13 protein-coding genes are annotated in these 14,515 nt (G+C 63.3%); 8 read left to right on the top strand and 5 right to left on the bottom strand.

All coding sequences use genetic code 11. From position 1 onward, the window contains the following. Positions 1-2 precede the first annotated feature (2 nt). From IB279_RS28545 to nudI, 5 genes are all read left to right on the top strand, one after another. Complete coding sequence (locus IB279_RS28545) at positions 3-1,631, top strand: alpha-D-glucose phosphate-specific phosphoglucomutase (protein ID WP_112771911.1); 1,629 nt, start codon at positions 3-5, stop codon at positions 1,629-1,631. A gap of 288 nt (positions 1,632-1,919) precedes the next feature. Further along, positions 1,920-3,884 carry a glycogen debranching protein GlgX gene (gene glgX / locus IB279_RS28540; RefSeq protein ID WP_112771910.1) on the top strand — a complete coding sequence of 655 codons (1,965 nt, stop codon included), beginning with the start codon at positions 1,920-1,922 and terminating at the stop codon, positions 3,882-3,884. A 74-nt stretch (positions 3,885-3,958) separates the two neighbouring features. Next, positions 3,959-4,447 carry a MaoC family dehydratase gene (locus IB279_RS28535; protein WP_034786863.1) on the top strand — a complete coding sequence of 163 codons (489 nt, stop codon included), beginning with the start codon at positions 3,959-3,961 and terminating at the stop codon, positions 4,445-4,447. 23 nt (positions 4,448-4,470) lie between these two features. Further along, complete coding sequence (locus IB279_RS28530) at positions 4,471-5,010, top strand: N-acetyltransferase (RefSeq protein WP_112771909.1); 540 nt, start codon at positions 4,471-4,473, stop codon at positions 5,008-5,010. Positions 5,011-5,059: 49 nt separating this feature from the next. After that, entirely contained in the window at positions 5,060-5,497 is a 438-nt protein-coding gene (gene nudI / locus IB279_RS28525) for a nucleoside triphosphatase NudI (protein WP_034786869.1), read from the top strand. Positions 5,498-5,564: 67 nt separating this feature from the next. Here nudI and soxG read toward each other — a convergent pair whose 3' ends face one another. Genes soxG through IB279_RS28505 form a run of 4 tightly spaced genes read right to left on the bottom strand, consistent with a single transcriptional unit; the run spans position 5,565 to position 10,698 of the window. Beyond that, entirely contained in the window at positions 5,565-6,116 is a 552-nt protein-coding gene (gene soxG, locus IB279_RS28520) for a sarcosine oxidase subunit gamma family protein (protein ID WP_112771908.1), read from the bottom strand. Further along, positions 6,109-9,102 carry a sarcosine oxidase subunit alpha gene (locus IB279_RS28515; RefSeq protein WP_034786875.1) on the bottom strand — a complete coding sequence of 998 codons (2,994 nt, stop codon included), beginning with the start codon at positions 9,100-9,102 and terminating at the stop codon, positions 6,109-6,111. The genes soxG and IB279_RS28515 overlap by 8 nt, the downstream gene beginning before the upstream one ends. Next, the gene (locus tag IB279_RS28510; protein WP_034786877.1) at positions 9,099-9,434 is read right to left on the bottom strand and encodes a sarcosine oxidase subunit delta; all 336 of its coding nucleotides are present in this window, start codon (positions 9,432-9,434) and stop codon (positions 9,099-9,101) included. The genes IB279_RS28515 and IB279_RS28510 overlap by 4 nt, the downstream gene beginning before the upstream one ends. A 10-nt stretch (positions 9,435-9,444) precedes the next feature. Beyond that, positions 9,445-10,698 carry a sarcosine oxidase subunit beta family protein gene (locus IB279_RS28505; protein ID WP_034786880.1) on the bottom strand — a complete coding sequence of 418 codons (1,254 nt, stop codon included), beginning with the start codon at positions 10,696-10,698 and terminating at the stop codon, positions 9,445-9,447. 324 nt (positions 10,699-11,022) lie between these two features. Here IB279_RS28505 and rpsU point away from each other — a divergent pair, with 324 nt between their 5' ends. From rpsU to IB279_RS28490, 3 genes are all read left to right on the top strand, one after another. Further along, a complete protein-coding gene (gene rpsU / locus IB279_RS28500) occupies positions 11,023-11,235 on the top strand; it encodes a 30S ribosomal protein S21 (protein ID WP_034786884.1) in 213 nt (70 codons plus the stop codon). Positions 11,236-11,498: 263 nt separating this feature from the next. After that, on the top strand, positions 11,499-12,386 hold the full coding sequence (locus IB279_RS28495; RefSeq protein ID WP_034786887.1) for a tetratricopeptide repeat protein: 888 nt from the start codon (positions 11,499-11,501) through the stop codon (positions 12,384-12,386). 135 nt (positions 12,387-12,521) lie between these two features. Then, a complete protein-coding gene (locus IB279_RS28490) occupies positions 12,522-12,998 on the top strand; it encodes a DUF992 domain-containing protein (protein ID WP_034786890.1) in 477 nt (158 codons plus the stop codon). Between the two features lie 112 nt (positions 12,999-13,110). On the opposite strand, the gene IB279_RS28485 is transcribed toward IB279_RS28490, so the two are convergent. Further along, positions 13,111-14,511, bottom strand: a complete 1,401-nt coding sequence (locus IB279_RS28485; protein WP_192340097.1) for an NAD(P)(+) transhydrogenase (Re/Si-specific) subunit beta — start codon at positions 14,509-14,511, stop codon at positions 13,111-13,113. Between the last annotated feature and the right edge of the window lie 4 nt (positions 14,512-14,515).

Below are 14,515 nucleotides of genomic sequence, written 5' to 3'. Positions count from 1 at the left end.
GCATGATAAGAACGGTTACCACAACCCCCTACGGCGACCAGAAGCCTGGCACGTCAGGGCTGCGCAAGAAGGTCCCGGTCTTCCAGCAGAAGAACTATGCCGAGAACTTCATCCAGTCGATCTTCGATTCGCTCGAAGGCTTTCAGGGCGAAACGCTTGTCATCGGCGGCGACGGTCGCTTCTACAACCGCGAAATCATCCAGATCGCCATCAAGATGGCGGCGGCCAACGGCTTCGGCCGCGTGCTCGTCGGCCGCGGCGGCATCCTGTCGACGCCGGCTGCCTCCAACGTCATCCGCAAGTACAAAGCCTTTGGCGGCATCGTGTTGTCGGCCAGCCACAATCCTGGCGGCCCGACCGAAGACTTCGGCATCAAGTACAACATCGGCAATGGCGGCCCGGCACCGGAGAAGATCACTGACGCGATCTTCGCGCGCAGCAAGGTGATCGACAGCTACAAGATCTCCGATGTCGCCGACATCAACCTTGATGCCGAAGGCACGCAGGACATCGACGGCATGACGATCACCGTCATCGATCCCGTCGCCGATTATGCCGAGTTGATGGAAAGCCTGTTCGACTTCGGCGCGATCCGCAAAATGATTGAAGGCGGCTTCCGCGTCGTCTTCGATGCGATGAGCGCCGTTACCGGTCCCTATGCCAAGGAGATCATCGAAAAGCGACTCGGCGCGCCTAAGGGCTCGGTGATGAACTTCATCCCGCTGCCCGATTTCGGCGGCCACCACCCGGACCCGAATCTGGTTCATGCCCGCGCACTCTATGAGACGATGATGGCGCCCGACGCACCGGATTTCGGCGCCGCTTCCGACGGCGACGGCGACCGCAACCTCGTCATCGGCCGCGGCATCTTCATCACACCGTCCGACAGTCTGGCCATGCTCGCCGCCAACGCGCATCTGGCACCCGGCTATGCCAAGGGTCTTGCAGGTATCGCCCGTTCGATGCCGACCAGTGGTGCTGCCGACCGTGTCGCCGAAAAGCTCGGCATCGGCATCTACGAGACGCCGACCGGCTGGAAGTTCTTCGGCAACCTGCTCGACGAGGGCATGGCGACGATCTGCGGCGAGGAAAGTGCGGGCACCGGCTCCAACCACGTGCGCGAGAAGGACGGGCTCTGGGCAGTCCTGCTGTGGCTCAACATTCTGGCGGTGCGCAAGGAAAGCGCGCTCGACATCGTCAAGAACCATTGGGCGACCTACGGCCGCAACTACTATTCGCGCCACGACTACGAAGAGGTCGATTCTGATGCGGCCAATGGCCTGATCGCCAACCTGCGCGACCAGCTTGCCACGCTGCCCGGCAAGTCCTTCGGCGCGCTCAAGGTCGCGACCGCGGACGACTTCGCCTACAACGATCCGGTCGACCATTCCGTCAGCAAGAACCAGGGCATCCGCATCCTGTTCGAAGGCGGCTCCCGCGTCGTCTTCCGCCTGTCGGGCACCGGCACATCGGGAGCAACGCTGCGCGTCTATATCGAGCGCTTCGAGCCGGACGCCTCGCGTCACGATATCGAGACGCAGACGGCGCTCGCCGATCTCATCGCCGTTGCCGAAGAGATCGCCAGCATCAAGACCCGCACCGGCCGCACCGAGCCGAGCGTCATTACCTGAAATACCGCACTATCGGGGCCGCTGATGCGGCCCTTTTTCGTTTGCCGCTTACCCCCCTCTGCCCTGCCGGGCATCTCCCTCACAAGGGGGAGATCGATCTGCGGCACGGCCTTGCCCTAAGATGGCGTTGACGTCGCAGGGATCCCCTCGCCCGTAAACCAACGCATCGGTTTATCGGTGGAATGGGAGGATGCCACAAGTCAACCTCCCCCTTGTGGGGCAGATGCCCGGCCGGGCAGAGGGGGGTGGGTCACACACACCGACGACACCACGAAGAGGGCCGCCTTCATGCCGACCAAAGGAAACCCACCCCTCGGTGCCACCATCACCTCCGAAGGCACCGTGTTTTCGGTCTGGTCGCACAATGCCGCCCGTATCGATCTCTGCCTTTTCGACAAATCAGGCGCCAAACAGCTGCGCCAGCTGCCGATGACGCGGAACGGCGACATTCACAGCTTGAAGGTTGCCGACGCGCCGAAAGGAACGCGCTACGGCTTCCGGGCCGATGGCGTCTATTCGCCCGATCACGGTCTCTGGTTCGATCCATCCAAGCTTCTCGTCGATCCCTATGCCATCGAACTCGACCGCCCGTTTGGCCATGATCCGCGCCTGACGATCTTTGGCGAAGACACCGCCGACCTCGTACCGAAAGCGATCGTCACCGAGGTGAAGGCTGCCAAGGTGAAGGCGCCGCTCTTTCGCTCCGGCGGCCTTGTCTACGAAATCGCCGTCAAGCCTTTCACCATCCTCCATCCCGACGTACCCAAAGCCAAGCGCGGCACGGTGGCCGCCCTCGCCGAGCCCGCCATCATCGAACATCTGAAGCGCCTCGGCGTCTCGGCCATCGAGCTGATGCCGATCGTCGCCTGGATCGACGAACGCCATCTGCCACCGCTCGGTCTGAAGAACGGCTGGGGTTATAATCCGATCGCCCCTATGGCACTCGATCCGCGCCTGGTGCCGGGCGGCATCAAGGAGCTGCGAAAGACCGTCGAGGCGCTGCGCAAGGCCGGCATCGGCGTCATCCTCGATCTCGTTTTCAACCACTCCGGTGAAAGCGATCGCTTCGGCACAACGCTGTCGATGCGCGGCCTCGACAACCTGACTTATTATCGTCACGCCACCGACCGCCCGGGCGAACTGATCAACGATACCGGCTGCGGCAACACGATCGCCTGCGACAATCCGGTGGTCGAGGCACTGATCCTCGACAGCCTGCGCCACTTCGTCAGCGCTGCCGGCGTCGACGGCTTCCGCTTCGATCTCGCCTCGATCCTCGGCCGCGACATGGGCGGCTTCCACCGCGATGCCCCACTCTTTCAGGCGATTGCGGCCGATCCGCTGCTTGCCGACCGGGTGCTGATCGCCGAGCCCTGGGATATCGGTCCCGGTGGCTACCAGCTCGGCAATTTCCCCGCGCCCTTCCTCGAGTGGAACGACCGCGCCCGCGACGACCTCCGCATCTACTGGCGCGGCGATCGCCATTCGATTGGCGCGCTGGCGACAGCGCTTGCCGGCTCCTCAGGCAGTTTCGCCCGCTGGGGTGAGAGCGGCACGCGCACGGTCAACTTCATCGCCGCCCATGACGGCTTCACGCTGGCCGATCTCGTCTCCTATGCCGGCAAGCACAACGAGGCGAACGGCGAGGAAAATCGCGACGGCCACAACGAGAACCATTCCTGGAACAATGGCGCCGAAGGGCCGACGGCGGATCCGGAAATCAAGGCGGCTCGCCGCCATGACGTGATGGCGCTCATCGGCACGCTCTTTGCCACCCGCGGCACGATCATGCTGACCGCCGGCGACGAAGCCGGGCGCAGCCAGCAGGGCAACAACAACGCCTACTGCCAGGACAACGCCATCACCTGGCTCGACTGGACGGCGATGGACGATGAGATCGTCGCCCATACTGCAGCCCTGTCAGCCATGCGCTCCCGCTTCGGCGTTTTCGACGAGACCACGTTCCTGACAGGAAACGGCGACGTCGAGTGGTGCCGTCTCGACGGTCACCCGATGACCGTGACCGACTGGGAGCATCCGGCAACGGACAATCTGACAATGGTGCTGACCACCCCCGACCGCACCCAGAAGCGGGCAACGCGGCTTGCCGTCGTCATCAATCGCAGCCATGCGCCGCATCCCCTCCGCCTGCCCGACAGCGTCAATGGAAAATGGCAGGATGCGCTCGCAGCGTCATCCCCCGCCGATCACGTGGCGCCGCGCTCCGTTGCCTTCTTCGTCGAGGTTTTCTAAAGCTTTTCCACCACTTGCAGGTTGCAACGGGCGAGCCTATAGATCGCTTGGGGGGCTTGTTTCGAGGCGTTTACATGCTGCACGACATTTCACTTTCTGAGATCAAGGTGCTGGTCGGCAAGGAGGTCGGCGTTTCCGACTGGATCACGGTCACGCAGGAAACAATCGACAAATTCGCCGAGGCAACCAGCGACTATCAGTATATTCACGTCGACCCGGTGCGGGCCGCTGCCGAAACGCCCTTCGGCGGCACGATCGCGCATGGCTTCCTGTCGCTCTCATTGCTCTCCGCAATGAACTACAATTGCCTGCCGAAAATCCGCGAACAGACCATGGGCATCAATTACGGCTTCGAGAAAGTGCGCTTCATCGCGCCGGTGAAGAGCGGCGCCAAGGTGCGCGGCCACTTCACCATGGCCGATGCCCGCTTCCGCGGCGCCAGCATGCTGATGATCACCTACGACGTCAGCGTCGAGATCGAAGGCGAGCGCAAGCCGGCGCTGACGGCAACCTGGCAGACGATCATCCAGTTCGATCCCAAGGATCGCCCCGCCGATGCCTGAGGCGGTTTGAGCAGGCAGATCCCATGACAGCAGCAGTCATCGTCGAGCCGGCCGACGGGCGTTTCGTCAGCGACTTTGCCGGCTGCGACTTTTTCTTCGAGGTCACGTCCGAGGCACTGCCGCCCTTCACCGGCCCCGGTCTCGGCGACGTCGCTCCGGTCGAGAGCTACATCAAGACCTATGGATCCGATCCGGACGAGCTTGTGGAGACCGCGGCTGGGCCGGATGCCGCCCTCTTCACAGCGCGTCTCGACGGCCAGCTCGCCGGTTACATTGCACTCTCGAAGGCGTGGAACGGCTATGCCGAGGTGGACGATATCGCCGTCGACAAGGACGCGCGCCGCGCTGGCGTCGCGCGAGCTCTCATGGACAGGGCAGTGTCATGGGCGCGGGAACGGGGCCTGCCGGGGATCAGGCTTGAGACCCAATCGAACAATGTCGCCGCCTGCCGCTTTTACGAGCGCTACGGCTTCGAGCTCGCCGGCCACGACCGACACCTCTATTCGGAATTGACGCCGGGAACGCACGAGATTGCGCTCTACTGGTACTTGCGCTTCGCGTAAAAAAGCAAGGCGGCTGTCGTGGTCGCAAAATAAGTAAATGGAGAAGTCATTGCGCCAGCGTATCATCGTCTGCCCGCTCATTCAGAACAGGGGCGCCTACTTGCTCTGCAAGATGCCGCCCGATCGCGGCGTGTTTCCCGGGCAATGGGCGCTTTCGGGTGGCGGCCTCGAGCCGGGCGAACGTCTCGATGAGGGCTTGCGCCGTGAAATCCGGGAAGAGCTCGGAGACCGTCTGGAGATCGGAACGATCAAGCCCTGGACCTTCCGGGACGACATCCGGACAAAGTCCTATGCCGACGGCTCAACCGAGCAGCTTCATATGATCTATCTGATCTTTGACTGTGAGGCCGAAAATCGCGAGGTCAGCCTCAACGACGAGTTCGTCGAACATGCCTGGGTCGAACCCGAGCACCTTCAGGATTACGACTTGAACGATGCGACGAAGCGCACGCTCCTCGAAAAAGGCATCTTGCTCGCTCGGCAATGAGAGCGAGCTGTTTCAAACAGTCTTCGAATGCCGGGAGGTGCTTGCTCGCACCTCCCGGCTTTTTCATTTAGTGGCCGGCGTCAGCAGCGCCCTCGGAAAGCAGTCCGAAGACGAAGGGCGAGAACGACCGCCAGCACTCGACCCGGAACTGATCCTCGGCAGTGCGGAAGAGGATGATCTCCGCCTTGCCGAGGATCGTGCGCGAGCAGCCACCAACAGGGAAGATCGCCAGCGACAGATCCTGCGGGCAGCCGCTGTTGATAGCCACGTCGGCGCCCGGACCGCTGACAATGACGGCGACGTTGCGATGCGAAATGTCGACCGCCGAATGCAGCGTGCCGCTCGACGCCGCGACCGCCAACAGGTCGGCCTCGCTTTCGTCGATGACCAGCCACTCGTCCGGGCCGATCCACAGCGCATGGCGCTGGCCGGAAGAGGCCGAGGTCTTCGGCCGGGTCGGCAGCGTCACGCCAAGTGCGGCCGAAAGGGCCGGCAGTGCGTCGGCGCCGGCGCGCAGCGAAATGCGCGTTGCTGCCGGTGCAGGCGTCAGGATCGCCTCGGCCGAGCCCCCGCGCGCGGTGAGTGCCGCCTTGCGGCTTGCAGTAACCTGGTCAGCCATGGAGGCGGCCCCCTTCCTTGTCAAAGAACACCATGTCGCTCACTTCGACGGCAATGGTGCGATCGGTCATCGGCACGTAGAGCGTCTGGCCGAGGCGCTCGCGGCCACCGGCCACCATGGCCAGCGCAATCGAGCGACCGCAGTTTGCCGACCAGTAGGACGACGTCACGTGACCGAGCATGGTCATCGGCTTTGGCTGGTTCGGGTCGGCGACGATCTGCGCGCCTTCCTCCAGCACCACCTTCGGATCCTTGGTGAGAAGACCGACAAGCTGCTTGCGGCCATCCTTGACGAGATCCGGGCGTTTCAGGCCGCGGATACCGACGAAGTCGGGCTTCTTCTTCGAGACGGCCCAGGAAAGACCGGCATCGTCCGGCGTCAGGGTCCCGTCGGTGTCCTGGCCGACGATGATATAGCCCTTCTCGGCGCGCAGCACGTGCATGGTTTCCGTGCCGTAGGCGCAGGCGCCCATCGGCTCGGCCCGTGCCCAGATCGCTTCCCATACCGCCTGGCCATAGTCCGCCGGCACGTTGACTTCGAAGCCCAGCTCGCCGGTGAACGACATGCGGAAGAGCCGTGTCGGCACGCCGCAGATCCTGCCCTCGGCGACGCTCATGTGCGGGAAGGCCTCGTTGGAGAGGTCGATGCCCTCGACGAGCGGAGCGATGATCTCGCGCGCCTTCGGTCCCTGCACGGCGATGACGGCCCACTGTTCCGTCGTCGAGGTCAGCCAGACCTTCAGGTGCGGGAACTCGGTCTGCAGATAGTCTTCCATGTGGTTCATGACGCGCGGCGCACCGCCGGTCGTCGTCGTCACGTGGAAGCGATCCTCGGCCAGGCGACCGACCACGCCGTCGTCATAGACGAAGCCGTCGTCGCGCAGCATGATGCCGTAGCGGCAGCGGCCGGGCTTCAGGTTGTCCCAGGCGTTGGTGTACATGAGATTGAGGAACTGCGCCGCATCCGGGCCAACAACCTCGATCTTGCCGAGCGTCGAGGCGTCGAAGACACCAGCCACGTCGCGCACCGTCTTGCACTCGCGCGCGACCGCCTCATGCATGTCTTCGCCGGAGCGCGGGTAGAACCAGGCGCGCTTCCAGTTGCCGACATCCTCGAACTCGGCGCCATGCGCCTCCTCCCAGGCATGGATCGGCGTCTTGCGCGCGGGGTCGAACAGGGCACCACGCGAGTGGTTGACGATCGCTCCGAAGGTCACCGGCGTGTAGGGCTGGCGGAAGGTCGTCAGACCCACCTGCGGAATGTCCTTGCCAAGCGCTTCGGCGGCGATCGCCAGACCATGCATGTTGGAAAGCTTGCCCTGGTCGGACGCCATGCCGTTGGTGGTGAAGCGCTTGATGTGCTCGATCGAGTGCATGCCTTCGCGCACCGCCAGACGAATGTCCTTGGCGCAGACGTCGTGCTGGAAGTCGATGAAGGCCTTAACCGTGGTATCGGGACCAGCGCCTTCTGCAGCGCCGATCATGCCGCCGGTCCAGCCGTAGCGGTTTTCGCCCGAAAGCGTCACCTGCGCACCGCCCTCTGTACCGGCCGCACGCGCGGTCAGTTCGCCGGCCGCAAGCGCCTCGTCGATGGTTGCCTGCAGGTCGTCGGTGCCGTTGCAGGCGCCGATCGACAGGCAATCCTGCAGGTACGTGCCCGGCAGGAAGCGCTGCGTCGCCGCATCGAACTTCACCTTGCCGCGCGACTGCGAGAACAGGTGCACCGACGGTGTCCAGCCGGCCGAGACCAAAAGCGCGTCGACGGCGAACTTGCGGGCAGAGCCGCCGCCATTGCGGGCGACGCTGATCGAGTTGACGCGGAGCTTGCCGCCGGCCTTGATCACCGAATGCCCGGTCAGCACCTCGATGCCGAGCTTGCGCGCTTCGGCCAGCACCGCCTCGCCCGGATTTTCGCGGCAGTCGACGATAACAGGAACCGAAACACTGGCCCGCTTCAGGTCGAAGGCCGCCTCATAGGCCGAGTCATGCGCCGTGTAGACGCCAACCTTGGAGCCGACTGCGACGCCGAAGTGATTGAGATAGGTGCGGCCGGCCGAAGCGAGCATGATGCCCGGGCGGTCGTTGTTGGCGAACACCATGTGCCGCTCGATCTGGCCGTTGGCGAGGATCACCTTCTTGGCGCGCACCTGCCACAGCCGTTCACGCGGCAGCGACTTGTCGAGGGCCGCCAGATGATCGGTCACGCGCTCGACGAGGCCGACGAAATTGTGGTTGTAGTAGCCGAAGCCGGTGGTGCGGGTGAGCACCGTGACGTTGTCCATGGAGGCAAGCGTCTTGGCGGTCTCCTGCGCCCAGTCCCAGCCATCCTTGCCGTCGATGGTCGTGCCACTCTCGTAGCGAAGCGCACCACCGACTTCCGGCTGCTCGTCGCAGATGATCACCTTGGCGCCGGCCTTGGCAGCGGCAAGTGCTGCGGATAGACCGGCAACACCCGCACCGATGACAAGCACATCGCAATGCGCGTAGCGGCTGGCATAGTGATCCGGATCGGCTTCCGTCGGCGTAACGCCGAGGCCGGCAGCACGGCGGATGAAGGGTTCGTAGATCGCGTGCCAGGCAGCCTTCGGCCACATGAAGGTCTTGTAGTAGAACCCGGCGGCAAAGAAAGGCGACAGGAGATCGTTGAAGCCGCCGACGTCGAAGGCAAGCGACGGCCAGCGGTTCTGCGATTCCACCTTCATGCCGTCGAAGACTTCCTGCACCGTGGCGCGCACGTTCGGCTGGCGGCGGGCGGCATCCCGCGAGACGTCGAGCAGCGCGTTCGGCTCCTCGGCTCCGGCCGAAAGAATGCCGCGCGGGCGGTGGTACTTGAACGAACGGCCGACCAGATGAATGCCGTTGGCAAGCAGCGCCGAAGCGACCGTGTCGCCCTCGAGCGCCGTCAGCGTGCGGCCGTCGAAGGTGAAGCGCGCGGTGCGGGCGGGGGTCAGGCGGCCGACGCCTGGAATGCGATTGGCGCCCATCATTTCGCGGCTCCCTTATCCTGGCCGTTCTTGTCCTGCTCGCTCTGGAGAATGGTGGCGATGTCAGGCTTCGGTTCGCCAGCCTTGTAGGTGGTGTAGAAACGGTCGCTGACCGTGTCGCGGGCGGCGTTGAAGAATCGGCCGCAGCCATGGATGTGGCGCCAGCGTTCGAAGATCAGACCCTTGGGGTTCTGACGCAGGAAGAAATATTCCTCGAACTGTTCGTCGGTGATGTCGGCGATGTTTTCCGGACGGGCGATATGGGCGTCGCCGGCACCGCGGAACTCGAGCTCGGAACGCTCTTCCTCGCAATAGGGGCAGTAGATCAGAAGCATCTCGAAATCCTCAGTGCGCAACGGCGGCGGCAGCCGCTTCGTCGATGAGCCGGCCGGTGCGGAAGCGCTCCAGCGTCAACCCTGCGGCGAGACGATGCGGCTCGCCCTTGGCGATCAGATGGGCGAAGAGATGGGCCGAGCCCGGCGTCGCCTTGAAGCCGCCCGTACCCCAGCCGGCGTTCAGGTAGAGGCCCGGAACCGGCGTGACACCCTGGATCGGCGAGCGGTCCTGGGTGACGTCGACGATGCCGCCCCACTGCCGCATCATCTTGACGCGGCGGAACATCGGAAAGAGCTCGCAGATCGCATCGAGCGTATGGGTAATGATCTGCAGGCCGCCGGTCTGCGAATAGGAATTGTACTGGTCGGTGCCGGCGCCGATGACGAACTCGCCCTTGTCGGACTGCGAGATATAGGCATGCACCGAGTTCGACATGACGACGCAGGGGAAGATCGGCTTCAGCGGTTCGGAGACCAGCGCCTGCAGCGGCTGGCTCTGCAGCGGCACGCGCACATCGGCCATCTGCATCAGCACCGAGGTGTGGCCGGCGGCGGAAATGCCGACCTTCTTAGCGCCGATATAGCCGCGATTGGTGTCGACCCCGACGACCCGGCCGGTCTCGTCGCGGCGGATCCCGGTCACTTCGCAGTTCTGGATGATGTGCACGCCGCGGTCGGAGGCCGCACGCGCATAGCCCCAGGCAACCGCATCGTGGCGGGCCGTGCCGCCACGGCGCTGCAGGGCCGCCCCGTTGATCGGGTAGCGCGCAGTCTTGGCGATATCGAGCGGCGGGCAATAGGCCTTGGCCTGCTCCGGCGTCAGCCACTCGTTGTCGATGCCGTAGAGACGGTTTGCATTGATGTGGCGCTTGAACGACTGCTGGTCATGGATGTTGTGCGACAGCATCATCACGCCGCGGGGCGAATACATGACGTTGTAGTTCAGATCCTGCGAGAGGTTTTCCCAGAGCTTCAGCGAATGCTCGTAGATGTCCATGCTCTCTTCATAGAGATAGTTGGACCGGATGATCGTCGTGTTGCGGCCGGTATTGCCGCCGCCGATCCATCCCTTTTCGAGCACCGCGACATTTGTGATGCCGTGCTCCTTGGCAAGGTAATAGGCTGCTCCCAAGCCATGGCCGCCGCCGCCGATGATGATGGCGTCATACTCCTTTCGCGGCTCCGGCGATGCCCAGTGCGGGCCCCATCCCTTGTGGCCGCGCAGCGCCTCGCGCGCCACGGCGAAAACTGAATATTTGCGCATCGGCCCGTTACTCCCGGTGATCATTCTCGTTGGAGTTAGAAATCGCAAATCCGAGACCTGCGCAACGTTTCTTTTGCGACGCATTTGCGTGGACTTGCGCGCAGTTGCGACATGACTATGGATCGGTTAAGCGGCGGGGGAGAAGTCGCGCGACACTCGTATCTCAGGTTTTTTTCAGCGCCGCCTCATGTCGTCGCTGGACTTTCGCCTGATGATCTGGTATCCGCTCATCTAATCGTAAAGCTTCCAGCTTAGCGAATGTCACTCTTTTGCCTCCGCACCTGACGGAGCAGCAAACAACACGAACCAAGGAACGGGATTCACGTGCAGGTACTAGTCCGCGATAACAATGTCGATCAGGCGCTCCGCGCTCTCAAGAAGAAGATGCAGCGCGAAGGCATTTTCCGCGAAATGAAGATGCGTGACTACTACGAGAAGCCGTCCCAGAAGCGCGCTCGCGAAAAGGCTGAAGCCGTTCGCCGCGTCCGCAAGCTGGCACGCAAGCGTGCACAGCGCGAAGGCCTCCTGGCTCGCTGATTTGTCGTTTTTTCGACGCTATTCGATGTAAGTCGTGGCGGGGGCGAAATATCGCCACCGCCTTTTTTTGGTATGGACATCTTTTCCGCCGACAGGCTAGCGTGCTCGACGCTGCCACCGACGGACGACCGACCGGAGTGTTTGGACCGGTGGTCTGCCAAGGCCGACTTTGGCCCGGCTTGAGGAGCCCGCGGGGAGTTCAGCGGCTCCAGAAACGGAAAGCCGATGGCTTTCGAGACCTTGTCGATTTGAGGGATCAACCTTTGACACTTGCTGCCATGACTGCGGACGTCTCCGGTTTTAATGTCCATGAGGCGTCTCGCCGCCACCAGCGCAAGCCGAGGCTTGCCGCCATGCTGCTTCTCGGCTCGGCCCTCCTCATCGCCGGCTGCACGACCGACGGTCCGGACTCCGTCACCAACAAGGTCGAGCGCGAACAGGGCTCGCAGGAAAACATCGCCTCGCTTTCGAGCGTCATCGCCTCCAACCCGAGCGATCCGGAAGGCTACAATGTCCGCGGCTCGGCTTACGGCCGCGCCGGCGAATACCGCCGCGCGATTGCCGATTTCGACCAGGCGATCAAGCTGAACCCGCGCTTCTACCAGGCCTATGCCAACCGGGCGCTCGTTCATCGCAACATGGGCAATACCCAGGCAGCGCTTGCCGACTACAACACGGCCCTGCAGCTCAACGCCAACTACGACGTCGCTTATATCGGCCGCGGCAATCTCTATCGCCAGGCCGGCCAGCTCGATTCCGCCTTCAACGATTTCAACAAGGCCATCCAGCTCGATACCACCGATCCGCGCGCCTATCACAATCGCGGCCTGATCTACCAGGCACGCAACCAGCACGGTCAGGCGATCGAAGACTTCTCGACCGCGATCTCGCTGTCGCCGAGCTCGCCGGAACCCTATAACGGCCGCGGCATCTCCTATGTCGCACAAGGCGACGACGACAACGCCTTCTCCGACTTCAACACCGCGATCAACCTGAACGGCAAGGTCGCCGAATCCTGGGCCAACCAGGCGCTGATCTACGAGCGCAAGGGCGACAAGGCCAAAGCGTCGAAATCCTATTCGCACGCGCTGCAGCTCGACCCGAAATACGAGCCGGCCCGCGCAGGCCTTGCCCGCGTCAAGGCATCCTGAGCCAACCCGATCACGCATTTCGAAACGCCCGCGACCGCATCGCGGGCGTTTTCGTTTGCAGGCATTGCCCCCTGCACAGCGGAACCTTCCCGCCCGCCATCCGTTTGCTTGAAGCATCAAGAACGGAGACTAGCCATGATCAAACGAACCCTCGTCACTGCGCTGGCGCTCGCCGCGCTTGCCACGGGCCCGGCCGCCGCGCAAAACTATGTCGCCCTTGGCCGCCTCGTTTGTGGTTCGGAAGGCGGCACTGGCATGATCCTGACCTCAACAAAGAACCTGATGTGCACCTTCACGCCCACCAATGGCGCACCGAAGGCCGTCTATGCCGGCACGATCCGCAAGATCGGCATCGACATCGGCAAGACGGGAAAGAGCACGATGATCTGGGACGTGCTTGCCAAGACAGGCACACCGATCAGCGAATTCGCGCTCGCCGGTGAGTATTACGGCGTCGGCGCCGATGCGAGTCTCGCCGTCGGCGGTGGCGCCAAGGTGATCGGCGGCGGCACCAACAAGGCGTTTATGCTACAGCCGGTCAATGTCCAGGTGCAGGAAGGCCTGAACCTCGCCGTCGGCATTGACGAGCTGACACTGGCACCGGCTGGCTAAGTCGACCTGGACTAAAGCTCGACACATCGCCGCATACGGCGCGCGCATCTCCTTCAACGCAAAACGCCCGCCGAAAGGCGGGCGTTTCTTTATCGGTCGATGCGAGCAGCCCTCAGGCGTGCAGCGCCTTGACGATGTCTTCCGTCACCTTCTTGGCGTCGCCGAGCAGCATCATCGTGCCGTCCTTGTAGAACAGCGTGTTGTCGATGCCGGCATAGCCGGAGCCGAGCGAACGCTTGACGAACAGGCAGGTCTTGGCCTTGTCGACGTCAAGGATCGGCATGCCGTAGATCGGCGAGGACTTGTCGTCGCGCGCCGCCGGGTTGGTAACGTCATTGGCGCCGATGACATAGGCGACATCGGCCTGCGCGAACTCGGAATTGATATCCTCGAGCTCGAACACTTCGTCATAGGGAACGTTTGCTTCCGCCAGCAGAACGTTCATATGGCCGGGCATGCGGCCCGCGACCGGATGGATCGCATATTTGACCTCGACGCCGGCCGCCTTCAGCTGATCGGCCATTTCGCGCAGCGCATGCTGCGCCTGAGCAACCGCCATGCCGTAGCCGGGCACGATGATCACTTTGGAGGCGTTCGCCATCAGGAAGGCCGCGTCATCGGCCGAGCCCTGCTTGACCGTGCGCTGGACGCCGTCGTCACTGCCGGCCGCTGCTGTCTCACCGCCGAAGCCGCCGAGGATGACCGAGATGAACGAGCGGTTCATGCCCTTGCACATGATGTAGGAGAGGATCGCACCGGACGAACCGACGAGCGCCCCGGTGATGATCAGCGCCAGGTTGCCTAGCGTAAAGCCGATGCCGGCCGCCGCCCAACCCGAATAGGAGTTGAGCATCGAGACCACCACCGGCATGTCGGCGCCGCCGATCGGGATGATGATCAGCACGCCGAGCGCCAGCGACAGGACGACGATCAGCCAGAACACGGTCGTGCTCTGCGTCAGGACCAGCATGACCACCAGCACGATGAGCGCGATCGCAAGGCCGGCATTGATGGCATGACGGCCCGCAAGCATGATCGGCTTGCCGGACATGCGACCGTCGAGCTTGAGGAAGGCGATGACCGAGCCGGTAAAGGTGATCGCACCGATGGCGACGCCGAGCGACATTTCGACCAGCGCCTGCGCGTGGATGTCACCGACCGTACCGATGCCGAAGCTTTCCGGCGCATACATGGCGGCAGCCGCGACCATGACGGCGGCAAGACCGACCAGCGAGTGAAAGGCAGCAACAAGTTGCGGTATCGACGTCATGGCGATGCGGCGGGCGATGAACGCACCAATACCGCCGCCGATGGCAAGGCCAAGCACGATCAGCATCAGGCCACCGAAGCTCGGCTTGGCGAGCAGCAACGTCGTGACGATGGCGATGCCCATGCCGACCATGCCGTAGGTATTGCCCTTGCGGCTGGTGGTCGGATGCGAGAGGCCGCGCAGCGCCATGATGAACAGGACGCCGGAGACGAGATAGAGGAAGGCTGCGAAGTTGGCGTTCATCGGG

It is taken from the genome of Ensifer sp. ENS06 (genome assembly GCF_014852205.1).
In the GTDB taxonomy this organism is placed as follows: domain Bacteria; phylum Pseudomonadota; class Alphaproteobacteria; order Rhizobiales; family Rhizobiaceae; genus Ensifer; species Ensifer adhaerens.
Note: the sequence above shows the minus strand (reverse complement) of the source record. Positions and strands in the feature narration are given on the sequence as shown.